Origin of the sequence: Streptomyces sp. NPDC005820, assembly GCF_040630255.1 — a bacterium.
Taxonomy (GTDB): Bacteria; Actinomycetota; Actinomycetes; order Streptomycetales; family Streptomycetaceae; genus Streptomyces.
On sequence record NZ_JBEXXE010000005.1, the window covers coordinates 151,330 to 173,250 of the forward strand.

Sequence of the window (21,921 nt, forward strand, 5' to 3'; positions counted from 1 at the left end):
GGCCCATCGAGAGGGTCGGGCCGTACGGTCAGGCGTGCGTCACGTACCCGACGAAGGCGACCCACTCCGCGACGGGGAAGGCCAGCCGGGCGCGGGCGGGGGCCTTGGAGTCACGGATGTGGATGACGCCGGGGGTATGGGCGGCTTCCAGACAGGCTCCGCCCTCGTTGCCGCTGTAGCTGCTCTTGCACCAAGCGAGACGTGCGGGTTCCGAAGTGCTCATCGTTCTCCCAGCATGCTCTTGATCAGGTCGAGGGACTCCTGCATGGTGAGCGCCTGCGCCCTGATGCTTCCGTACCGTGCGGCCAGGATACGTACCTCCTCGGGGTCCGTTGTCAGGTGCGCGGAGTCCTGCGCCTCCGTGTAGCCGACCTGCCTTTTCCCTTTGGGAGTCAGCAGGATGAAGGCGCCGCCCATCCCGGCATGCTCGGTCCGGTCCATCGGCATCACCTGCAACTCCACATTGCGCAGGGCCGCGAGTTGGATCAGCTGATGCAGCTGGTCCTGATGGATCTCCAACCCGCCGAGGGGACGCCGCAGTACGGACTCGTCGATGACCGCGCTGATCATGGTCGGGGGCCATTGGGTCAAGATCTCCTGCCTCGCCAACCGCGATGTCACCCGGTGCTCGATCGTCTCCTCATCCAGCAACGGCCTCCGCATCTCGTACAGCGCCCGGATACGGCGGGCCGTCTGGAACAGCCCGGGGATGTCATGGCAGCTGTAGTCGTTGATCTCAACCGCACTCTTCTCCAGCCGGGCGTAGTCCTTGAACCACGCCGGATGGCGGACCCGCGCCTTCTCCTTGGCCCGCTCCACGTCCTCGATCAGCGCCCGCAACAACCCACCGGCGTCGAGGAGTTCGTCCGCCGCTTCCAGGAACTCCCGTTGTGGGGTCCGTACGCCCCGCTCCAGCGCGGAGATCAGATCCGGGCCGTACCCGATCCGGTCCCCCACGTCCCGCTGTATGAGTCCCGCCCGCTCCCGGAGCAGTCTCAACTGCTTGCCGACGGCCCGGTTCAGGTCGTTGAACTGCTCGACCTCGTCGTAGGCCTCCTGCTCGGACACCGTCATCCGCGACCCCACATTCCGCCCGAAGGATCCCCATGCCGGATACAGACTAGAACCACTCGAACACTCTCCGTGACACGGAGTCGGAAATCCTCACCCCGGGGTGAAGAGCCGGGCACGGGTTGGTTGCGACAAGGGGCTTTCGGTGTGCGGGAGTTGGACGGGCGGAAGCATGCCGGCATGGACCGGGACCGATACGTCGACTTTCTGCGGGCATGGGCGATCACGCTCGTCGTGGTGGGGCACTGGGTGATCACGGGGCTGGTCCGGCACCCGGACGGGGAGATCACCGCACCGGAGCTACTGGCGACCGTCCCCTGGACGCAGTGGCTGACGCTGGGCTTCCAGATCATGCCGCTGTTCTTCCTCGCCGGCGGGTACGCGGCGAGCGGGTCGTGGGAGCGGGCCCGGGCGGACGGGGCGACGGCCGCGGGGTGGGTGGGCGGCCGGGCGGTACGGCTGCTGCTGCCGGTGGCCGTGTACAGCGGACTGGCGCTGGCCGCCGTCGCGGTCTGCGTGGCGCTCGGCGTGGATCCGGCCACGCTCGCCCTGGTGGGGTGGGCGATGGCGATGCAGTTCTGGTTCCTGCCGGTGTATCTGCTGCTCAGCGGACTGACCCCGGCGCTGTACGCGCTGCACCGGCGCTGGGGGATGCGGGTCCCGGTGGCGATGGGGGCGGCCGGTCTCGGGGTCGGCACGCTGGTCGCGACGGTCGACGGCCGGTACGCGGAGGCCGTGGGTGCGCTGGGCGCGGTCAACTATCTGCTCGTGTGGGGTGTCGTCTACCAGCTCGGCTTCTGCTGGCGGGACGGACTGCTGGGCGGGGGACGGGCGGTTCCGGCGGTCATGGCCGTGGGCGGCGGGGCCGGGTTCGCGCTTCTCGTCGGGCTCGGGTCGTTTCCCGTCAGTCTGATCCTGGTGACCGGGCAGGACCCCAGCAACACCAACCCGCCCTCCGTGGCCATGCTGGCGTGGGCCGTGGCGCAGGTCGGGGTGGCTCTCCTCGTCGCGCCGGGCGTGCGGCGGGTGTTGAAGCGGGGGACGGTGTGGCGGGCCGTGCGGGGGCTGGGGGCCGCAAGTATGACGCTGTATCTGTGGCACATGCTGCCGGTGCTGGTGGTCGCCGGTGCCTTCTATCTGACCGACCTCGCGCCCCAGCCGGCGTACGGCTCGATGGGGTGGTGGGGGCTGCGGGTGCCGTGGCTGCTGGTGCTCGGGGGTGTTCTGGGGTGCGTCCTGGCCGCGCTGCGGCCGCTGGAGCGGGGGCTGGCGGTGCTGGGCGCGCGGGTGCGGCCCGAGGCCGGGCTCCGGGGAGTGGCCGCGGGGCGGCTGTGGGCCGGGATCGGGGTCAGTGTCTGGGCGTTGACGTACTTCGCCGGGCACGGCTTCGCCTACGGCGGCCGTTTTCCGCTCGCCGCGGCGGTGGGGCTGGCGGTGGGGACGGGGCTGGTGCTCTTTCCGGGGAGGGCGGGTGCGCGCGGGACGGTGACGGTGGGGGGTGCCTTGGAGGAGGCCGCGTGAGGTCCGGGGGTTCGGGGGCTCGGGGGCTCGGGGGTCCGGGGGTCCGGGGTTCCGGGGTTCCGGGGTCCGGGGGGCCGGAAGGCCGGAAGGCCGGAAGGCCGGAAGGCCGGAAGGCCGGAAGGCCGGAAGGCCGGAAGGCCGGAAGGCCGGAAGGCCGGAAGGCCGGAAGGCCGGGGGGCCGGGGTTCACTGCGGGGCGTCGGTCGGGCAGGGGGCGTTCGGGGAGTCGTCCGGTACCAGGCGGACCTGGGACGCGCGGAGTGTGAGGGGCTCGTGGGTGTCCGGGTTCCACAGGACGGCGGTGTCCCCGGACACCCCGAAGGACAGGTAGGGGCGGGCCGGGTCCAGGGGTGGGCCCTCGCCCGAGAGCCGGGCCGGCGGGACGACCGGCTGGACGCAGGTCCACTCCGGTTCCACCCCGAAGTAGGCGGGCGGCGTCTCGTGGCGCTCCGCGGCCAGGACGGTCCTGTCCACCGCGGTCCGGGCCGACTGCAGGGCCAGCACGGCACCGCCGATCAGCACGAGGAGGAAGACGCAGACGTTCAGGACGACGTTCATCCGCTCGGCCGGCATCGCGTAGAAGTGATGGCGGTGGCGGGCGATGCCCCACCAGGCGGGTACGGCCAGGACGGGGCTGAGCAGGGTGAGGAGCTTGAGCGCCGCCAGTACCTGCCAGATCGCGGGCACCTCGAAGTCGCCCGGTGTGAAGGACAGTCCGTCGGCGTAGAGCGCGTGCAGCACCGATCCCGCGGCGAGGAAGGAGGACAGGGCCAGCGTCACGACCAGGGGGACCGCCCAGGCCGCCCACTCGCCCCAGGTCCACTGCCGTACGAGCAGCCAGAGGCCCGTCACCACCCCGCCGACCAGCGCGGTCATGACCACTTGGCCACGGGTCCATCCTCCGCCGTCACCGTCCCCGTCACCGACGCCGTCGAAGAGGCCGAGGCCGAGCGCGGAGAGGAAGGCGCACAGCCCCACGGCGACCACGATGCCGTGCCCGCGGCCCGACCTGACCAGGCGCGCGCCCGCCGCCACCACGCCCACCGTGCCGAGCAGCGCCGCGGTGATCCAGAGCCAACGGGCTGAGCCGGTCCTGCCGTGCGCGAAGACGAGGGTGGCCGCGGTGAGCAGGGACCAGGCCACGACATGGGTCAGCCTGCGTTCCGTCTCCTCCTCCGGCCAATAGCTCGCCGGGACCCGCCAGCGTCCGTCGAGCGGCCGGATGCCGGCTCGTGGGACTCCGGGCGTGTGCGCACGGGTGATCCGCAGGGCCTCTCCCGGCCGGCCGGACACGACACCGCCGGCGTCGTGGCGGCCCCACCGCGTGAGCAGCCGGGCGGTGCGGCGGCGCCAGGAGTGGGGCGGGGCGGAGTGCCGGGCGGTGTCGTCGGTGATCCGCCACTGCGTGAACATCTCGCGGTCGCGCCGGATGGGCTCGGCGAGACGTACGTACGCCTCCAGGCCGGCGCCGCGCAGCGTCTTGCGCACCCGGGCGGCGGCGCCGCGTTCGCAGTCCCTGGCCATGCCGAACAGCCGTACCTCGACGTCGTAGACGCGGGCCTCGGGATCCGGGTCCAGGCCGGTGCCGTACGGGTCCTGCCCGGCCGGTGAGGAGCCGCGCACCGGCCAGCCGTGCGCCTGGAAGCGCTGCTCGGCCTCCGCCCGGTCGTCGGGGCCGCCGCGGACCTCGACCAGGGTGCGGACTCTTCGGTCGAAGCGGGCCTGCGCCATCAACCACCTCTCGGGTGCCGTCAGTTCATGACGTCGAGAGGCTCGGGGTGGGCGGGGCGGGATGTCAAGTGAGGGTGTTTTCCAGGTGGTCGGCGGGTGGTGGCGGGATCAGGCTGTGCGTTTGCGGGATGCCGTCTTCTTCGCCGGGGTCTTCTTGGCCGCCGCCTTCTTCGTGGTGGCCTTCTTCGCCGTGCTCTTCGTCGTCGACGTGGTCTTCTTCGTGGTCTGGGCCGACTTGGCGGTCTTCGCCGTCTTCGCCGTCCTGGCCGTCGACTTCCGTGCGGAGGGCTCCGTCGTCTTCCCGGCCGTGGACGTGGACTTCTTTCCGGCCGGCTGCTTGGGGCGTGGGAGGGATCTGAGTTCGGCCTTGGCCGGGGGCTCCTCGCCGCGCGACTCCTGGGCGGCGCGCACGCTCTTCTCCAGGGCCGCCATCAGGTCCAGGACCTTGCCGCCGGACGGTGCGGAGGGGGCCTCGGGGGGTGTCTCGCCGGCCGCCTTCGCCGCGATGACCTCCTCCACGGCCTCGCGGTACTCGTCGTGCAGATCGTCGAGGTCGACCTCGCCGAGGGTGTCCATCAGGGCGTCCGCGAGGTCGAGTTCCTTGTCGCGGACGGTGACGTCGGTGTCGGGGGCGACGCCCTCGGGGGCGCGGACCTCGTCCGGCCAGAGCAGGCCGTGCATGGCGATCGCGTCGCCGACCACGCGGAGCATGCCGAGGCGTTCGCGGCCGCGCAGGGCGTACTTGGCGATCGCCACCTTGTTGCTGCGTTTCAGGGCTTCCCGCAGGAGGGTGTACGGCTTCGCGGCGGGGGCGCCGCCGGCCTGGAGGTAGTACGCCGCGTCCATCTGGAGGGGGTCGATCCGCTCGCCCGGGACGAAGGCCACGATCTCGATCGTCTTCGCGGTGGGGAGGGGGAGGTGGGACAGGTCCTCGTCGGTGATCGGGATGATCGTGCCGTCCGCGTCCTCGTAGCCCTTGCCGATCTCCGCGGCGCTCACCTCGCGGTCGTCCACTTCGCAGACCTTGCGGTAGCGGATGCGGCCGCCGTCCTCGGTGTGGATCTGGCGGAAGGAGATCGAGTGGCTCTCGGTGGCGTTCACCAGCTTGATCGGGATGCTGACGAGGCCGAAGGAGATGGCGCCGTTCCAGATGGATCGCACGGGCAGCGGCCTCCTGACGCACATGGCGCGTTATATGGCGGTTTCATGTGATTCTCATCGTATGACGCCGATCACAGAGGTGGAGGGGCGGAGGCTCGCTCTCAGCAATCTGGAGAAGGTGCTGTATCCGGCGACCGGGTTCACCAAGGGCGAGGTGCTGCACTACTACGTCTCGGTCGCCGAGGTCCTGCTCCCCCATCTGCGGGACCGGGCGTTGTCCTTCCTGCGGTATCCGGACGGGCCGGGCGGGCAGGTGTTCTTCGCCAAGAACGTGCCGCCGGGGACGCCCGAGTGGGTGACCACGGCCGAGGTGCCGCGGTCGGAGGGGCCGGCTCGGATGGTGGTCGTACAGGATCTGGCGAGCCTGGTGTGGGCGGCGAACCTGGTGACCGAGTTCCATACGCCCCAGTGGGTGATCCAGGATCCCGAGCAGGCCGACCGACTGGTCTTCGACCTCGATCCGGGGGCGCCGGCGGGGGTGGTGGAGTGCTGTGAGGTCGCGCTGTGGCTGCGGGAGCGGCTCGCGGAGGACGGGATCGAGGCGTACGCGAAGACGTCCGGGTCGAAGGGCTTGCATCTGGTGGCGGCGGTGCGGGGGGCGTCGTCGGAGCGGGTGACGGAGTACGCGAAGAGGCTGGCGGTGGAGGCGGAGCGGGCGATGCCTTCACTGGTGCTGCACCGGATGACGCGGAGTCTGCGGCCGGGGAAGGTGTTCGTGGACTGGAGTCAGAACGCGGCCCGCAAGACGACGGCCGCGGCGTACACCTTGCGGGCGCGGGAGGTGCCGTTGGTGTCGGCGCCGGTGCGCTGGGAGGAGGTGGCGGAGGTCGTGGAGTCGGGGGAGGCCGAGCGGGTGGCGCTGGGGGCGGGGGAGGTGGTGGAGCGGGTGCGGGAGTGGGGGGACCTGTTGGCGCCGGTGCTCGACCCCGGTCACGCGGGCAGGGTGCCCTGACCTGGCTGAACGGAGGGCAGCGGGGTCAGACTTCGATGACGGTGATGCGCGAGCCGCACAGGGCTGTCAGATCCTCGGGGTCCGAGGTGAGGACCGTGGCCGGGCCGGGGGCGGCGAGGGCTGTGGCGTCGGGCATGGCGTCGATGGCGTACTCGTGGCCGTGCAGGCCCGCGTCGGCGAGGAGGGTGGCGGCGTGCCGGGCGACGGGTTCGGTGACCGGTTCGACGACGAGCCGGGAGAGGGTCCTTTCCAGGGCCGGGCTATCGATCCGTGGATGGATCACTTCCGCGAGGGGCACCCTCGGGGGATCGGGTCACTCGGCGTTCGCCCCGCCCTGGGACTGTGGCTCCCGGGCTTGGTGAAGCCGGTCGCGCAGGCCCTGGATCTCCTCGTCGGCGATCGGGCCGTGTTCGGCCTCCGCGACCGCGATGAGTTCGTTGAGCTTGTCCCGCTCGATCTGACGGGCGACGGCTGCGGGGACGTAGGCGGACAGCCCGGAGGAACCGCCGCGGGCTGTGGCGGCTTCGGCGATGTCCCGCGGCATGGTGATCGAGTACTTGCCGGTGGGCTCGTTCATGCCACGCATCCTATTGCGGATCCTCCCACCGGCGGGGTGGGCCGGCGGTGTCAGAGGTGGGTCCAGGTGTTGCGGTCGCGGGCCATCGCGTGGAGTGCCTCCACGTCCGCCGGTTTCAGGACTCCGCCGAGGCGGGTGAAGTTCTCGATCTCGGGGGCCGTGAGGACGCGGACCTCGCGGGGGGCCGTGGCGAAGGTGACCTCCGTGGGGGCCACCAGGGCCAGGACGGAGTGGACCTCGGCGGTGAGGGCGTGGGAGGCGCGGGCGGCGTCGGCGCGCAGGCGGCGCAGGAGGGGGTCGGGGTCGCGGCGGCCCAGGGTGATGTGGGGGTCGGAGATGCGGACGCGTTGCTTGCGGGCGTAGAGGGAGTGGATCAGGAAGAGGCCGGCGGGGCCGATCGCCAGGTGGTGGAGGCGGTCGCCGCCGGGGAGGGGGATCGAGTGCAGGGTGTGCCAGCCGGCGCCGTCCAGGCGGTCCAGGGCCTCGCCGACGGTCTGCTCGGCGGTCAGGGCGTGACGGCGCGGGTCGGGCCGTAGGCGGTGTGCGGGGGCCGGGTCGCGGTCCAGGGCGACCAGGAGGGCCTCGCCGGGGCGGTTGGGGGCGAGGTCGTCGTCCGGGTGGAGGGCGAGGCGGGCCAGTTCGGCGGGGGTGGGCACCGGGGGTGGGCCGATGGTGACCGAGCCGGTCAGGAAGGGGCCGAGGGCCTCCAGGACGTCCTCTCGGCGGTCGTCGGCCAGCAGATTGACCCGGGCCGCCTCACGGTCGTACCAGGCGATGTTCCTGCCGTCGGTGAGACAGACGTAGAGCCGCTCCTGGCCATGCCGCCAGGTCGGTACGACGCGTAGTCCGGTCATGCGTCATCACCCCATGACCATGGGAACAGGCGGGGTGCTGCGAGGGCAAGAAGGCGGTTACCTTGGAGAGGAGTTGGGCAGGTCATAGGGCTCAGGCTCTCAGGGAGCGCGCGTGGGGAGGCGCCGTTGCGGACCCGCAGGAAGCAACCCGACGTACCGGCTCCGGACCGTCCGTGGGACGAGATCGTGCCGGGGCTGTGGATGGGGTGCCACGAGTACCGGGGGCCCGCCGGGCAGCCGGCCCTCGCCGTGGTGCGGGACGAGTTCGATCTCGTCCAGACGCTGACCCGGGCCCGGTCCGGGCACGGACCCGACCCGGGGGTGGTCCATCATGTGTGGGCGATCCCGGACGGGCCGCTGGACGGCACCCAGCTCGCGGGCGTGATCCGGCTGGCGCAGGCCGCCGGCGAGGCCCTGGAGCAGGGGCGAAGCGTCCTGGTGCGGTGTTACAGCGGGTACAACCGGTCGGGGCTGGTCGTCGCCCATACGCTGATGCGGCGGGGCCACCCGGCCGACGAGGCGATCCGGCTGATACGGTCGCGGCGCTCGCCGTGGGCCCTGCACAACGAGCTGTTCGTGGAGTACCTGCGGGCGGGACTGCCGACGGCCAGGCTGCTGGAGGAGCTGGCTGAATGACCATGCACAATCGTTTCCTCTCCGCCCACAGGCCCTGATACCACCCGGTACCACCCGGTACCGGGTGGCGCCACCCGGTACACCACCCGGCGTACCAGGCGGTACGCAAAAAGGACTTCCCTACGAATAAGGTGTACGGGGCCTCGCATCGCCATGCACCTCAGGAGTCCCGTGCCGCTCAGCCGCCCCACCCGCATCGCCCTCGCCGTGGCCGCAGCCGCCCTGCTGGCCTCGGCGACCGCGGCCTGCGGTGACGCGGGCGGGCTGCAGGGCGCGGGCGCCACACCGACCGCGATCAGCCCGGACCGGCTCTGGCCCGATCTGACCCCCGCCGCCAGCCCCGCCTTCGAGATCGGCGAGGTGGAGACCGAGGTGGTGAAGGGCGTCACCGTACCCGGCGGGGACATCCACGAGGTGGACCCGGTCGCCGTCGTCCGCGCGGAGATCGCCGCCCACCCGGGCGACTACGGCCCGGGGGCGTACGAGGAGACCGCCCGGCGGATGAGCGACTGCGGGAAGAGCGGCACGGCCGGGCGCGCGTGCCCCGTCCTCAAGGCGTACTACCGCGATCTGACCGGCGACGGGCGCGACGACATGACGCTCGGCATCCGGCAGCTCCCCGGCAACCTCACCGCCGTCCGCGTGTACACCGTCCGCGGCCACCGGCTCGTCCAGGTCATGGCCTACGAGGACGCGGTGACCGGCGTCGAACTGGCCGGCCGCGCGGTGATCATCCGGGCCCCCTCGGAGGTCGCCGGGTACGAGTACCGCCTGCAGTGGACCTGGGACCAGCAGCAGCACGCCATGCTGCTCACCCACGACGAGATGCTGCGCACCGGCAATCCCAGGAGATCCCCCACCCCGCACCCCTCCGCCTCCGCCTCCCCCAGCACCACCCCCTCCGCCTCGGTGAGCGGCCGATGAGGCTCGCGCTCCCCCGGTGGGCCGGCACGCTCGCGCTGAAGGCCGCCGTGTTCATCACGGTGATGTGCTGTGCGCTCGCCGCCCTGCTCGGCGTCCTCGTGCATGTGTCGGTGACGAACCAGACCGTCGGCCAGGCCCGAGACCTCGCGCTGTCCCGGCTGGAGGACGCGACGACGGCGTTCGAGGCCGGGGACAGCCTCGGCTGGGGCGCGGACGTCGACCCGCCGGGGCTGCCCACCTCGCTGCGCACGCTGGCGCTGGCCGGGGAGCGCGGCACGATGGTCGCCGACACCGACGGGCGCCCCACGATGTGGGCGGCCGGACCGGCCGACGGCAAACGGGCCCTCGCCGTACGGGTCGACTACGCGCAGAGCGCCCGCACCATCGAGGCGCTCGACTCCGCGATCCTGTGGTCCGCGGGGCTGGCCATCGGCGCCACGCTCCTCGTGGGCGCGTTCGCGGTGACCCGGGTGACCCGACGGCTGCACACCACCGCGCGGGTGGCCCGGCGGATCAGCGCCGGCGATCTGGACGCGCGGGTGGACGACCCCCGGGCCAAGCAGCGCGGACGGCCGCAGGACGAGGTGGGCGCGGTCGCCGTCGCGCTCGACACCATGGCGGCCACCCTGCAGAGCAAGCTGCTGATCGAGCAGCGCTTCACCGCCGACGTCGCCCATGAGCTGCGCACCCCGCTGACCGGGCTGCACGCGGCGGCCGAGCTGCTGCCGCCGGGCCGGCCGACGGAGCTGGTGCGCGACCGGGTCGCCGCGCTGCGCACGCTCACCGAGGACCTGCTCGAGATCTCCCGGCTCGACACCGGGCGGGAGCGGCTGGAACTGGACAGCGAGGAGCTGGGCGCGCTGGCCCGTCGGGTCGTACGGGCGTCGGGAGCCGACACGGAGTTCAGGGTCGTACGGGACGCACGGGTCGAGACCGACCGGCGGCGCCTCGAACGGGTGCTCGGCAACCTGGTGGCCAACGCGCACCGGCACGGGCGGGCGCCCGTCGTCCTCACGGTGGACGGGCCGGTGGTCACCGTACGGGATCACGGGGACGGCTATCCGGAGTACCTCGTCGCGCACGGGCCGCAGCGGTTCCGTACGGAGGGCGGGGCGAAGGGGCACGGACTCGGGCTGACCATCGCGGTCGGCCAGGCGGAGGTGCTGGGGGCCGCGCTGGCCTTCGCCAACGCGCCGGAGGGAGGGGCCGTGGCCACGCTGACGCTGTCTCAGGCGACGAACCTCCCCGATGGCGCAGCGTGACGGGCGACACGCGCGGGCCGCTCCTAATCTGGCGTCAAGTCAGCTTCTGAGCCGGTTTCACCCTCTTCATGGAGGTATCGCCATGTCCATGCGCCGCTCCGCCCTCACCCGCCTCGCCCTGGCGACCGCCGTCGGCGCACTGGTCACCGCGGCCGTCGTCACCCCCGCCACCGCCGACGACGACTGGAACGGCTCCGGCGGCGACCCCGGCTCCAGCGCCTGGGACGAGGAGGGCCAGGGCGGGGGCGGTGACGGGGACGGCGGCTGGAACACCGGCGGCAACGGCAACAGCAATGGCAACAGCTGGAACGGCAACTCCAACGGCAACGGCAATTCCAATGGCAACAGCTGGCAGAACCAAGGCGGCGGCCAAGGCGGCGACGGCGGTGACGGCGGCTGGAACCAAGGCGGCGGCCAAGGCGGTGACGGCGGCTGGGACCAGAACAGCCACCACGACACCCAGCGTCTGTTCCGCGGTCGTGTCACCGCGAACACCCTGCTCCTGCGCAGCCGGCCCACCCGGGCCAGCCAGGTGATCCGGTCCGTCCACCGCGGTGAGATCGTGTCGATCTTCTGCAAGACCCCCGGCCAGAACGTCGACGGCAACCCCCTCTGGTACCTCCTCACCGACGGCACCTGGGCCTGGGGCGCGGCCCGCTACATCGACAACATCGGCGAGGCGCCGCGCTGGTGCTGACACACCCTCACTCCCACGGCTCATAAGGCTCACAAGGGGCATCATTTGGGTAGGTTCCGGACATGACGAGTGCCGGAGCCGGAGCCGAAACCGCGACCACGTTCGCCGCGGCCGGCGCACCCTCCCCCGCCGTACGCCTCCCCCGGCGCCGCGGCATCGAGCTCGCCCTCATCGTCGTGGCCGTCCTGCTGTCCGTGTACGGCTACTGCGCGGTCGGCGTCGCACGGCACGGCACCCTCCCGCCCGGCGCCGCCGGCTACGGCGCCGGGCTCGGCGTGCTCGCGCTGGTCGCACATCTCGCCGTGCGCCTGCGCGCTCCGTACGCCGATCCACTCCCCCTCCCGATCGGCGTCCTGCTCAACGGCATCGGGCTGGTGCTGATCTACCGCCTGGACCTGGAGACACCGGGCGACCGGGCGGCGCCCACCCAGCTGGTGTGGTCCACCCTGGGCATCACGCTCTTCATCCTGGTCGTGGCGGCCCTGCGCGACCACCGGGTGCTCCAGCGGTACGCGTACGTCAGCGTGGTCGCCGCGCTCGCCCTGCTCACGCTGCCGATCCTCTTCCCGGCCGTGAACGGCGCCCGGATCTGGATCCGGATCGCCGGGTTCTCCATCCAGCCGGGCGAGTTCGCGAAGGTGCTGCTCGCGGTGTTCTTCGCCGCGTACCTGGCGGCGAACCGCACGGCGCTGACGTACGCGGGCCGGAAGATCTGGTTCATGCAGCTGCCGACCGGCCGGGTGCTCGGTCCGATCGTCGCGATCTGGCTGCTGAGCGTGGGGGTGCTGGTCCTGGAGCGGGATCTGGGCACCTCCCTGCTCTTCTTCGGGCTCTTCGTGGTCATGCTGTACGTCGCGACCGGCCGCACCGGCTGGATCGCGGTCGGTCTGCTGCTCGCGGCGCTCGGCGCGGTGGCCGTCGGCCGGCTCGAACCGCATGTGCACGGCAGGATCCAGGACTGGCTGCACCCGTTCGCGTCGATCGAGGCGGGCCTCGGGCCCAATCAGCTCGCCCAGTCCCTGTTCGCCTTCTCCGCGGGCGGGGTGCTCGGCACCGGGCTGGGGCTCGGCCACTCCGTCCTCATCGGGTTCGCCGTGAAGTCGGACTTCATCCTGGCGACCGCGGGCGAGGAACTGGGTCTCGCCGGCCTCTCGGCGCTCTTCCTGCTCTACGGCCTGCTGGTGGAGCGCGGCTACCGGGCCGGCCTCGCCCTGCGCGACCCGTTCGGCCGGCTCCTCGCCGTCGGGCTCGCCTCGATCGTGGCGCTCCAGGTGTTCGTCATCGCGGGCGGGGTGACCGGGCTGATCCCGCTGACCGGCATGGCGATGCCCTTCCTCGCCCAGGGCGGCTCGTCGGTCGTCACCAACTGGGCGATCGTGGCGCTGCTGATCCGGGTGAGCGACTCGGCACGACGGCAGTACGACGGCAGCACCGCCCCATGAAAGGGAAAGCACCGAAGTGACCCGGCACATCCGGCACGCCGCCATGTTCTGCGCCCTGCTCCTGCTGGCGCTGCTGGTCAACGCCCTGCGCGTGCAGGTCGTCCGGTCCGCCGTCTACGACGGCAACCCGGCCAACCGCCGTGAGTCCATCGCCCGTTACGGCCAGCCGCGCGGCGACATCCTGGTCGGCGGCGCCCCGGTCACCGGCTCCCGGGACACCGGCGAGCAGCTGCGCTACGAACGGACGTACCGCGAGGGGCCGTTGTACGCGCCGGTGACCGGCTTCGCCTCGCAGGAGTACGGGACGACGTTCCTGGAGCACGCCGAGGACGACCTCCTCTCCGGTGTGGACCCGATGCTCGCGCCGCTCCCCCTCTGGAACGACGTGACGCGCGGCCGCCCGCCCGGCGGGAACGTCGTCACGACCCTCGACCGCCGCGCCCAGCGGGCGGCCTACGCGGGGCTGGACGGCCGCAAGGGCGCGGTCGCCGCGGTGGACCCGGCGACGGGGCGGGTGCTGGCGCTGGTGTCCAGTCCGTCGTACGACCCCGCGCTGCTGTCCGGGAACGATCCGGGCGCCGAGGCCGCCTGGGAGCGGCTGAACGCCGATCCCGACCGGCCGATGCTGAACCGGGCGGTGCGGCAGACGTATCCGCCGGGGTCCACCTTCAAGGTGGTGACCGCGGCGGCGGCGCTGGACGCGGGCGTGATCACGGATCTGGACGAGCCGACCGACTCGCCCGTGCCGTACCGGCTGCCGGGCACGACGACCCTGCTGACGAACTCGGGCGACGGCTGCGCCGACGCCCCGGTGCGGGAGGCCTTCGAGTGGTCGTGCAACACCGTGTTCGCCAAGCTCGGTGTGCGGGTGGGGCTGGCCCGGATGTCGCGCACGGCGCAGGCGTTCGGCTTCAACGACACGGACGTGCGGATCCCGTTCTCGGTGGCCACCAGCACCTTCGACACCTCGCTGGACCGGGCGCAGCTCGCGCTGTCGTCGATCGGGCAGTACAACACCCGGGCCACTCCCCTGCAGATGGCGATGGTGGCGGCGGCGGTGGCCAACGGGGGCCAGGTGCGCGAGCCGTATCTGGTGGAGCGGACCACACGGCGGGGCGGCGCCACGGTGGGCACGGCCGGTTCCCGTTCCGCGCGGCAGGCGATGTACCCGTCGACCGCCGTCCGGCTGCGGGAGCTGATGGAGGACGTGGTGCGCGAGGGCACGGGGACGAGGGCGGCCATCCGCGGCGCCCGGGTCGGCGCCAAGACCGGCACCGCGCAGCACGGCATCGGCAACGCCGGTACGCCGTACGCCTGGTGCGTCTCCTGGGCGCAGGGGCGGCGGGACATCGAGCCGAGTGTCGCGGTGGCGGTGGTGGTGGAGGACGGCTCGGCGAACCGCGGGGAGATCACCGGGGGCGGGGTGGCGGCGCCGATCGCGCGGGCGGTGATGGCGGCGGTGCTCGGTACGTGAGACGGGGGGTTTCCGGAGCGGACAGGTCCGTCCTACGGTTCGCGCATGACTGACGCCACGAGGACAGAGACCACGGAACCCGCCGCCTTCGAACTCGCCCAGGTCAACATCGCCCGCCTCAAGTTCCCCTTGGACTCACCGGAGTTGAAGGACTTCGTCGACGCACTCGACCCGGTCAACGCGGACGCGGACGCCGCGGACGGGTTCGTCTGGCGGCTCCAGTCGGAGGAGGGCGACGCCACCGGCATCGAGGTCTTCGGCGACGCGTGGCTGATCGTCAACATGTCGGTGTGGCGGGACACGAACGCGCTGACCGCGTACATGTACCAGGGGCAGCACCGGGAGATGCTCGCGCGTCGGCGGGAGTGGTTCGAGCGGGTGCGGGAGGCGATGGCCACCCTGTGGTGGGTGCCGGCGGGCCACCGGCCCACGGTCGCGGAGGCGGAGGCCCGTCTGCTGCATCTGCGGACCAACGGCCCGACACCGTACGCCTTCACGCTGCGCACCTCGTTCCCGCCCCAGGGCGCGGAGCCGATGAGCTTCGAGGTGCCCGAGGGCCTCGGCTGCGGGGCGACGCCGTAGGCGTCGGTACGGCAGCACCGTACTCCCCGCGCACAAGGGATTGACGTCCTTGCTGACAAGCAGTCTCATAAGAGCCATGACACCCCTCACGGAAGCCGACGCGCCGACCGGTCCGCGCGACGCGCTCGGCCTGCTCAAGGACCGCGAACAGGTGGCCGAGCGGCTCCTCGCCTCCTCCGCCAGGCACTCCTTCGACCCCGACGAGGAGCTGGACTGGGACGCGCCCTTCGAGGAGGGCAAGTGGTTCTGGCCGCCGGAGCTGGTGTCGCTGTACGACACTCCGCTGTGGAAGCGGATGGGCGAGGAGCAGCGGATGCTGCTGGCGCAGCACGAGGCGGCGGCGCTGGCCTCCCTGGGGATCTGGTTCGAGATCATCCTGATGCAGCTGCTCGTCCGGCACATCTACGACAAGGCGGCGACGAGCGCGCATGTGCGGTACGCGCTCACCGAGATCGAGGACGAGTGCCGGCACTCGAAGATGTTCGCCCGGCTGATCGCCCGGGGCGGCACTCCCTGGTACCCGGTGAGCCGGGTCCACCAGAACATGGGCCGTCTGTTCAAGACGGTCTCCACCACCCCCGGCTCCTTCACGGCGACCCTGCTCGGCGAGGAGGTCCTCGACTGGATGCAGCGCCTGACCTTCCCTGACGAGCGCGTACAGCCCCTGATCCGGGGCGTCACCCGCATCCACGTGGTGGAGGAGGCCCGGCACGTCCGGTACGCCCGCGAGGAACTCCGCCGCCAGATGGTGACCGCGCCCCGATGGTCCCAGGAGTTCACCCGCGTCACATCCGGCGAGTTCGCCCGCATCTTCTCGGTCGCCTTCGTGAACCCGGACGTCTACCCGAACGTCGGCCTGGACAAGCGCGAGGCAATGGCCCAGGTGAAGGCGAGCGCCCACCGCCGCGAGATCATGCAGACGGGGGCGAAACGTCTGACGGACTTCCTGGACGACATAGGGGTCCTACGGGGCGTGGGGCGGCGCTTGTGGAGGTCGTCGGGCTTGCTGGCATAGGACGAGCTACGCAAGTCAGGGGCGCGGGGAACTGCGCGACCAGCCCCCACACAGCCGCACCCGAGCGACGACCCCAAAGAACTACCCTGCACAACATGACCCCCGCCCCCGCCTACCGCCGCCTGAGCGTCGAAGAGCGCCGCACCCAACTCCTCGACGCGGCGCTCTCCCTCTTCGCCCACCGCCTCCCCGAGGATGTCTCGCTGGACGACGTGGCGGAGGCCGCCGGGGTGTCCCGCCCACTGGTCTACCGCTACTTCCCGGGCGGAAAGCAGCAGCTCTACGAGGCCGCGCTCCGCTCCGCCGCCGAAGAACTCCGACACTGCTTCGACGAGCCCCAGGACGGCCCCCTCCTCCCCCGCCTCGCCCGCGCCCTGGACCGCTACCTCGGCTTCGTCGCCCGCCACGACGCCGGTTTCAGCGCCCTGCTCCAGGGCGGCAGCGTGGTGGAGACCTCTCGTACGACGGCCATAGTGGACGGCGTACGACGCTCCGCGGCCGAGCACATCTACAGCCATCTCGGTGTCGCCGATCCGGGCCCCCGGCTGCGGATGACCGTGCGGATGTGGATCACCGCGGTCGAGGCGGCCTCGCTGATCTGGCTGGACGAGGGCAAGGAGCCGCCCGCCGAGGAGCTGCGGGACTGGCTGATGGAGCAGTTCGTGGCGGTCCTCACGGTGACCGCGGGCCGGGATCCGCAGACGGCCGCGCTGGTCCGGGACGCGCTGAGCGCGGCGGACTGACCGACACTGGTGCCGTGAAGAGCGAAGACACCCCCTTCGAGGGCGGCCCGATGGACGGCCGGGTGCTGCCGGTCCTGCTGGGCATGACCGGGCAACCGCCGAAGACGTACCGCATCCCGGTCCCCGACGCGGCGGGCGGCCCGCCTACGGTCCTGGTGTACCGGCGGGTGCCTCGCGGGCACAGCAAGCGGCTGGGGCTCCAGCAGGGGTGGAAGTACACGTACGACCCCGCGGGCGGGGCGGGCGGCGGCCCGAGGTGGCCGTGGTCGAAACCGGAACCCACCACGCCGGAGAAGCGCCGGGACGACACCGAAGGGTGACGCGGCTGGGCCGAACCGAGCAACCCGGCGAGCGATCTCGACGCATATGTCTCATTATCACCCTGCGGGATCGAGGGGCCACCCGGGTCACCTCCCCCGCAGCGGAGGTGATGACGTGTCAGGAAGGCTGCTGCGTCTGGCCTGTGCGGTCGTTACGGCGGCGCTGGCCGCGCAGACCGCTGTGGCGGGCGGTGTCGCCGTCGCCGTACCGGAACCGTCGGTCCCGGCCCCGGCTCCGGCCCCGACCCCGGCTCCGGCCCCGCCAGGCGGGCAGACCGTGGCCGAGCTGCTGACGGACCTTCAGCGGCTGTACCGGGAGGCCGAGAAGGCGACCGAGGTCTACAACGCCACCGAGGAAGCCCTCCGGCAGCGGCGGTCCGAGACCGACCGCCTGGACGCCGATCTGGCCGAGGCCCGGCTGACCCTGTACGAGAGCCGGGGCGCGGCCGGGCGGCTGGCCCGCCAGCAGTATCAGAACAGCGCCGACATCTCCCCGTACGTCCGGCTGCTGCTGGCCCGCGACCCGCAGCAGGCCCTGGACCAGGGGCATGTCATCCGTCGGTTGGCACGGGAGCGGGCGAAGACGGTGGGCCGGCTGGAGGGCAGCGAGCGCAGGGCCGACGGGCTGGCCCGCGAGGCGCGCACCGCCCTCGACCGCCAACTCACGCTCACCGAGCGGAAGAAGAAGGAGCGTGACGACGTCCGCCGTCGCCTGGACGACGTCGAGAGACTCCTCGCCTCCCTCACCGCGGCCCAGCTGGCGGCGATCGCCGAACTGGAGAAGGACGGGGTGGCTCAGGCCCAGCGGAAGCTGATCGCGTCCGGCGCGCTCAAGGACGACCAGAAGCCCTCGCGGGAGGGCGACGAGGCGCTGCGCTACGCCGTCCGTCAGATCGGCAAGCCGTACGCATGGGGCGCGGAGGGCCCGAAGTCGTACGACTGCTCGGGGCTGACCTCACAGGCGTGGATCCAGGCGGGCACCCCCATCCCCCGCACCAGCCAGGAGCAGTGGGCCCACCTCCCGCGGATCCCCCTCAAGGACCTGCGCCCCGGAGACCTGGTCCTCTACTTCCCCGAGGCGACCCATGTGGCGATGTACATGGGCGAGGGAATGGTGGTCCAGGCCCCCAGAACAGGCGAGAAGATCAAGATCTCCCCGATCGCATCGAACCCGATCCTGGGAGCAGTACGCCCGGATGCGAGGCTCTAGCCCCCCGTGACCTCTGCCAGATACGCGGTCGTCTTCTCGGGCTCGTAGAAGAAGTTCTCGAAATCGGCCGGATCGTTGAAGGCATTGGCGAAACGATCAGCCACGACCGGCAGCTGCCCCGCCGCCCCCAGCAGGTTCACGATGTGCTCCGGCGGCGGCGCCAGCATCGCGTTGGTCCACTTGGTGACGTGCCGGGCCGTCTCCCAGTAACGGTCGAAGGTGGCCTGCATCCACTCCTCGTCGAACTCCTTCTCCCCGTGCTCGAGGATCGACGCGAGGTAGGCGGCCGCGCACTTGGAGGCGGAGTTGGAGCCCTGACCGGTGATCGGGTCGTTGGCGACCACGACGTCGGCGACGCCCAGCACCAGACCGCCGCCGGGCAGCCGGCCGACGGGGTTGCGCACGGTCGGCGCATACCGTCCGGCCAACGTGCCACCGGCATCCGTGAGTTCGACCTTCGTCGCTCGCGCGTACTCCCAGGGCGTGAACTTCTCCATGAGTTCCAGGGTCAGGGAGAGGTGCTCCGCCGGGTCCTTGACGCCGTTGAAGACGTCGAGCGGGCCGCCGGGTACGCCCTCCCAGAACAGGATGTCGGCGCGGCCGGAGGTGGTGAACGTCGGCATGACGAACAGTTCGCCGACACCGGGGACCAGGTTGCAGCGGACCGCTTCCATGTCCGGGTGCTCGGGGCGGGGGCCCATGCCGTGGACGTACGACACCGCGAGCGCGCGCTGCGGCTCGGTGTACGGGGAGCGCTCGGGGTCGCGGGCGAACATCGACACCAGCTCGCCCTTGCCCGCCGAGACCAGGACGAGGTCGTAGGCGCGGGAGAAGTAGTCGAGGTCGGAGACGGCCGCGCCGTGGATGACGAGCTGGCCGCCGCGCTGGGCGAAGGTCTCCATCCAGCCTGCCATCTTCACCCGCTGGTCGACGGACTGCGCGAACCCGTCGAGGGTGCCCACCCAGTCGATCGCACGCTGCGTCGGGCCCGGGTCGTGCGAGCCGGGGGCCGCGACCGAGACGCCAAGTCCGGCGATCTTCGGGGCCTGGGACTCCCAGAAGTTCAGCTGGAGATCGCGCTCGTGCTGGAGGGCGGTGTGGAACATGCACTGCGTCGACATGACCCGGCCGGAGCGGATCTCGTCCGCCGTCCGGTTGGACATCAGGGTGACCTCGTACCCGTGCGACTGGAGGCCGAGGGCGAGCTGGAGACCGGACTGGCCGGCTCCTACGACGAGTATCTTCCGCATGCGGGGAGGGCTCCTAAAGGGGACTGCTCAGGGGGGATTGCTCAAGGAGGGATTGCTCAAGGGGGACTACTCGGGGGTTTCGTCCAGCGCGTGGCCCACCAGGGCCAGGAGGGTCTCGATCACGGAGATGCGGCGCCGCGCGTCCATGATCATGACAGGTATGTGCGCGGGGATCGTGAGCGCCTCCCGCACGTCCGCGGGCTCGAACAGCTCGCTGCCGTCGAAGTGGTTCACCGCGACGACGTACGGCAGCCCGCAGCTCTCGAAGTAGTCCAGCGCGGGGAAGGAGTCCTTCAGCCGGCGGGTGTCGGCGAGGACGACCGCGCCGATCGCGCCGCGCACCAGGTCGTCCCACATGAACCAGAACCGCTGCTGGCCGGGCGTGCCGAACAGGTAGAGCACCAGGTCGTCGTCGAGCGTGATGCGGCCGTAGTCCATGGCGACCGTGGTGGTCGTCTTCTCGGGCGTGCCCGAGAGGTCGTCGGTCTCCGCGCTCGCCTCGGTCATCAGCGCCTCCGTCTGGAGGGGCTCGATCTCGGAGACGGTGCCGACGAGGGTGGTCTTGCCGACGCCGAAGCCGCCCGCCACCACGATCTTGGTGGCTATGGGGGCTCGGGTGCGGTCCGTCTGCCAGGGCTGCAGGGGCTCGTCGGGTTCGGGGGCGACGAGGGGGGTGACGCCAAAGGAGGAGGCGGCGTCAGAGACGACGGAGTCCACTCAGCACCCTTTCCAGCAGAGCGCGGTCGGGACGGCCCGTACCGTGAGCGGTACCGGTGCCGTACACACGGATCTTTCCCTGGTCCGCGAGGTCGCTGAGCAGCACGCGGACCACACCGAGCGGCATCTTCAGCAGCGCGGCGATCTCGGCCACCGTGCGCATGCGGCGGCACAGTTCGACGATGGCCCGAAGTTCCGGCATGACCGTGGACTTGAGGGAACCATTCGTCAGTTCCCTGCGGTCCTCGGGGGCTTCGAGGGCCGCGACGAACGTCTCCACGAGGAGGACGTGACCGAAGCGGGTGCGGCCCCCGGTGAGCGAGTAGGGGCGGACGCGGGCGGGCCTGCGGTCGCCGCCGCGGACGGGGAGCTGCTTCTTGCCGGCCGGCCCGGTGCTCATCGGCCGCTCCCGGCCGACGCCGACTCCAGCGACTGGCGTAGCTCGCTGCGGAGTTCGGGGGTCAGGACGTGTCCGGCGCGGCCCACGAAGAGGGCCATGTGGTACGCCACCACGCTCATGTCGCAGTCGGCGGAGCCGTGGACGCCGAGCAGGGAGCCGTCGCTGATCGACATCACGAAGAGGCTGCCCTCCTCCATGGCGATCATGGTGTGCTTGACCCCGCCGAAGTCGATGAGCCTGGCGGCGCCGATGGTGAGGCTGCCGATACCGGAGACGATGGTCGCGAGGTCGGCGGAGGAGCCGCGCGGGCCGGTGGGTTTGTCGCTGCGGGACTGTCGGGCCTCGTTGTTGCGGCCGGGGTCCGAGGAGAGCAGGAGCAGGCCGTCGGAGGAGACGACGGCGACGGACTGGATGCCGGGGACCTCCTCCACGAGGTTGGTCAACAGCCAGTGCAGGTTACGAGCTTCACTGCTCAGTCCGAAGGTACTGGGCGCGGTCAACTGCTTGCCTCCTCGACTGTGCCCCCCGTGTCTTCTTCGGCGTGTGCGTGTGCATCTTGAGGTGACGCGGGTGCCGGAACCTTGTTCTGGCCCGTCTTCTCCGCGATCTCCGCCTCCACCTCGCGGTAACCGGCCTCCGCCCCCCGGCGGAAGCCACCCAGACGGCGGCGGAGGGCCTCGGCGTCGACCGAACCGGTCAGTCGGCGCGGGGCCTGGGTGGGGACAGTGATCTTGGGAGTCCGCTTGGGCAGGCCCTTGTCGGTGACGGGCTCCTCATCGGCGAGGAGCGCCTCGGGCGCGTCCGGAACCCTGCTGTGCTCGGCGGTACCGCCCGCCCCGCCGCCCGCTTCCCCCTGCGGGTGCGGCAGCAGGAGCTCCATGGTCGTCTCGGCGGGTCTCTCCGCGACGGGGACCTGACCCTCCGAAGCGGGGCGCTCGGTGGCCGGGGGCGGGTGTTCAGCGGTCCCAGCGGTCCCAGCGGTCCCACCGATCTCGGCGGTCCCTGCCGTCCTGGCGGTCCCGGCGACCTCTGCCGCCCTGGCGGTCCCGGCGGCCTCTGCCGCCCTGGCTACCCCAGCCGACCCGGCGGTCCGGACGGTCTCTGCCGTCCCGGCAGCCTCTGCCGTCCCGACGGTCTCTGCCGTCCCGGTCACCCCAGTGGTCCCGGCGAGCCCAGCGGTCTCAGTGGACCCGGTGGCCCCTGCCGTCCTGGCTACCCCAGCCGACCCAGCGGTCCGGGCGGCGGTGTCTGCCGTCCCGACGGTCTCTGCCGTCCCGGCCACCCCAGCGGTCCCGGCGAGCCCAGCGGTCTCAGTGGACCCGGTGGCCCCTGCCGTCCTGGCTACCCCAGCCGACCCAGCGGTCCGGGCGGCGGTGTCTGCCG

Annotated in this window: 23 protein-coding genes and 2 pseudogenes; 13 read left to right on the top strand and 12 right to left on the bottom strand. The window is 71.8% G+C overall.

Annotated features, from left to right (window positions below; translation table 11 throughout):
* Nucleotides 1-28: 28 nt before the first annotated feature.
* Nucleotides 29-223, bottom strand: a complete 195-nt coding sequence (locus ABZ464_RS08090; RefSeq protein ID WP_359272591.1) for a DUF397 domain-containing protein — start codon at nt 221-223, stop codon at nt 29-31.
* Entirely contained in the window at nt 220-1,074 is an 855-nt protein-coding gene (locus ABZ464_RS08095; RefSeq protein WP_359272594.1) for a helix-turn-helix transcriptional regulator, read from the bottom strand. The genes ABZ464_RS08090 and ABZ464_RS08095 overlap by 4 nt, the downstream gene beginning before the upstream one ends.
* Nucleotides 1,075-1,251: 177 nt before the next feature.
* Here ABZ464_RS08095 and ABZ464_RS08100 point away from each other — a divergent pair, with 177 nt between their 5' ends.
* Complete coding sequence (locus ABZ464_RS08100; protein ID WP_359272596.1) at nt 1,252-2,592, top strand: acyltransferase; 1,341 nt, start codon at nt 1,252-1,254, stop codon at nt 2,590-2,592.
* Between the two features lie 185 nt (nt 2,593-2,777).
* On the opposite strand, the gene ABZ464_RS08105 is transcribed toward ABZ464_RS08100, so the two are convergent.
* Nucleotides 2,778-4,322, bottom strand: a complete 1,545-nt coding sequence (locus ABZ464_RS08105; protein WP_359272599.1) for a hypothetical protein — start codon at nt 4,320-4,322, stop codon at nt 2,778-2,780.
* A 108-nt stretch (nt 4,323-4,430) separates the two neighbouring features.
* Nucleotides 4,431-5,483 carry a Ku protein gene (locus ABZ464_RS08110; RefSeq protein ID WP_359272602.1) on the bottom strand — a complete coding sequence of 351 codons (1,053 nt, stop codon included), beginning with the start codon at nt 5,481-5,483 and terminating at the stop codon, nt 4,431-4,433.
* A gap of 61 nt (nt 5,484-5,544) precedes the next feature.
* On the opposite strand from ABZ464_RS08110, the gene ligD reads away from it, so the two are divergent.
* Nucleotides 5,545-6,435 (top strand): non-homologous end-joining DNA ligase, encoded by an 891-nt coding sequence (ligD, locus tag ABZ464_RS08115; protein WP_359272605.1) that lies wholly within the window; start codon nt 5,545-5,547, stop codon nt 6,433-6,435.
* Between the two features lie 25 nt (nt 6,436-6,460).
* On the opposite strand, the pseudogene ABZ464_RS08120 reads toward ligD, so the two are convergent.
* The 3 genes and pseudogenes from ABZ464_RS08120 to ABZ464_RS08130 form a co-directional block, all read right to left on the bottom strand.
* Nucleotides 6,461-6,721 (bottom strand): annotated as a pseudogene (locus tag ABZ464_RS08120) (DNA-binding protein); the annotation flags it as partial.
* Nucleotides 6,722-6,748: 27 nt separating this feature from the next.
* Complete coding sequence (locus ABZ464_RS08125; protein ID WP_359272608.1) at nt 6,749-7,012, bottom strand: CopG family transcriptional regulator; 264 nt, start codon at nt 7,010-7,012, stop codon at nt 6,749-6,751.
* A gap of 50 nt (nt 7,013-7,062) precedes the next feature.
* A complete protein-coding gene (locus tag ABZ464_RS08130) occupies nt 7,063-7,866 on the bottom strand; it encodes a nuclease-related domain-containing protein (protein WP_359272611.1) in 804 nt (267 codons plus the stop codon).
* Nucleotides 7,867-7,992: 126 nt separating this feature from the next.
* Here ABZ464_RS08130 and ABZ464_RS08135 point away from each other — a divergent pair, with 126 nt between their 5' ends.
* The 11 genes from ABZ464_RS08135 to ABZ464_RS08185 all read left to right on the top strand — a co-directional run bounded on the left by ABZ464_RS08135 (nt 7,993) and on the right by ABZ464_RS08185 (nt 18,171).
* Nucleotides 7,993-8,502, top strand: a complete 510-nt coding sequence (locus tag ABZ464_RS08135; RefSeq protein ID WP_359272613.1) for a dual specificity protein phosphatase family protein — start codon at nt 7,993-7,995, stop codon at nt 8,500-8,502.
* 195 nt (nt 8,503-8,697) lie between these two features.
* Complete coding sequence (locus ABZ464_RS08140) at nt 8,698-9,426, top strand: hypothetical protein (protein ID WP_359273002.1); 729 nt, start codon at nt 8,698-8,700, stop codon at nt 9,424-9,426.
* Nucleotides 9,423-10,688, top strand: coding sequence for an ATP-binding protein (locus ABZ464_RS08145; protein ID WP_359272616.1), 1,266 nt, complete (start codon nt 9,423-9,425; stop codon nt 10,686-10,688). The genes ABZ464_RS08140 and ABZ464_RS08145 overlap by 4 nt, the downstream gene beginning before the upstream one ends.
* 82 nt (nt 10,689-10,770) lie before the next feature.
* On the top strand, nt 10,771-11,385 hold the full coding sequence (locus tag ABZ464_RS08150; RefSeq protein ID WP_359272618.1) for an SH3 domain-containing protein: 615 nt from the start codon (nt 10,771-10,773) through the stop codon (nt 11,383-11,385).
* Nucleotides 11,386-11,447: 62 nt separating this feature from the next.
* Nucleotides 11,448-12,827 carry an FtsW/RodA/SpoVE family cell cycle protein gene (locus ABZ464_RS08155; RefSeq protein ID WP_359272620.1) on the top strand — a complete coding sequence of 460 codons (1,380 nt, stop codon included), beginning with the start codon at nt 11,448-11,450 and terminating at the stop codon, nt 12,825-12,827.
* Nucleotides 12,828-12,843: 16 nt separating this feature from the next.
* Complete coding sequence (locus tag ABZ464_RS08160; protein ID WP_359272623.1) at nt 12,844-14,301, top strand: penicillin-binding transpeptidase domain-containing protein; 1,458 nt, start codon at nt 12,844-12,846, stop codon at nt 14,299-14,301.
* A gap of 45 nt (nt 14,302-14,346) precedes the next feature.
* Nucleotides 14,347-14,883: a DUF3291 domain-containing protein gene (locus ABZ464_RS08165; RefSeq protein WP_359272626.1), complete on the top strand. Its 537-nt coding sequence runs from the start codon at nt 14,347-14,349 to the stop codon at nt 14,881-14,883.
* Nucleotides 14,884-14,959: 76 nt separating this feature from the next.
* Nucleotides 14,960-15,898 carry a diiron oxygenase gene (locus ABZ464_RS08170; protein ID WP_359272629.1) on the top strand — a complete coding sequence of 313 codons (939 nt, stop codon included), beginning with the start codon at nt 14,960-14,962 and terminating at the stop codon, nt 15,896-15,898.
* Nucleotides 15,899-15,993: 95 nt separating this feature from the next.
* Nucleotides 15,994-16,641: a helix-turn-helix domain-containing protein gene (locus tag ABZ464_RS08175; RefSeq protein ID WP_359272631.1), complete on the top strand. Its 648-nt coding sequence runs from the start codon at nt 15,994-15,996 to the stop codon at nt 16,639-16,641.
* 14 nt (nt 16,642-16,655) lie between these two features.
* Nucleotides 16,656-16,961 (top strand): hypothetical protein, encoded by a 306-nt coding sequence (locus ABZ464_RS08180; RefSeq protein ID WP_359272633.1) that lies wholly within the window; start codon nt 16,656-16,658, stop codon nt 16,959-16,961.
* Nucleotides 16,962-17,076: 115 nt separating this feature from the next.
* Entirely contained in the window at nt 17,077-18,171 is a 1,095-nt protein-coding gene (locus tag ABZ464_RS08185; RefSeq protein WP_359272636.1) for a C40 family peptidase, read from the top strand.
* Here ABZ464_RS08185 and ABZ464_RS08190 read toward each other — a convergent pair.
* From ABZ464_RS08190 to ABZ464_RS08210, 5 genes and pseudogenes are all read right to left on the bottom strand, one after another.
* Complete coding sequence (locus tag ABZ464_RS08190) at nt 18,168-19,421, bottom strand: styrene monooxygenase/indole monooxygenase family protein (RefSeq protein WP_359272639.1); 1,254 nt, start codon at nt 19,419-19,421, stop codon at nt 18,168-18,170. The two genes, ABZ464_RS08185 and ABZ464_RS08190, sit on opposite strands and share 4 nt — an antisense overlap.
* A 66-nt stretch (nt 19,422-19,487) precedes the next feature.
* A complete protein-coding gene (locus tag ABZ464_RS08195) occupies nt 19,488-20,138 on the bottom strand; it encodes an ATP/GTP-binding protein (RefSeq protein WP_358997885.1) in 651 nt (216 codons plus the stop codon).
* Nucleotides 20,119-20,538: a DUF742 domain-containing protein gene (locus ABZ464_RS08200; protein WP_359272642.1), complete on the bottom strand. Its 420-nt coding sequence runs from the start codon at nt 20,536-20,538 to the stop codon at nt 20,119-20,121. Before ABZ464_RS08200 ends, ABZ464_RS08195 begins: the two co-directional genes overlap by 20 nt.
* Nucleotides 20,535-21,038, bottom strand: coding sequence for a roadblock/LC7 domain-containing protein (locus ABZ464_RS08205; RefSeq protein WP_359272644.1), 504 nt, complete (start codon nt 21,036-21,038; stop codon nt 20,535-20,537). The genes ABZ464_RS08200 and ABZ464_RS08205 overlap by 4 nt, the downstream gene beginning before the upstream one ends.
* Nucleotides 21,035-21,442 (bottom strand): annotated as a pseudogene (locus ABZ464_RS08210) (histidine kinase); the annotation flags it as partial. The pseudogene ABZ464_RS08210 and the gene ABZ464_RS08205, both read right to left, overlap by 4 nt.
* Between the last annotated feature and the right edge of the window lie 479 nt (nt 21,443-21,921).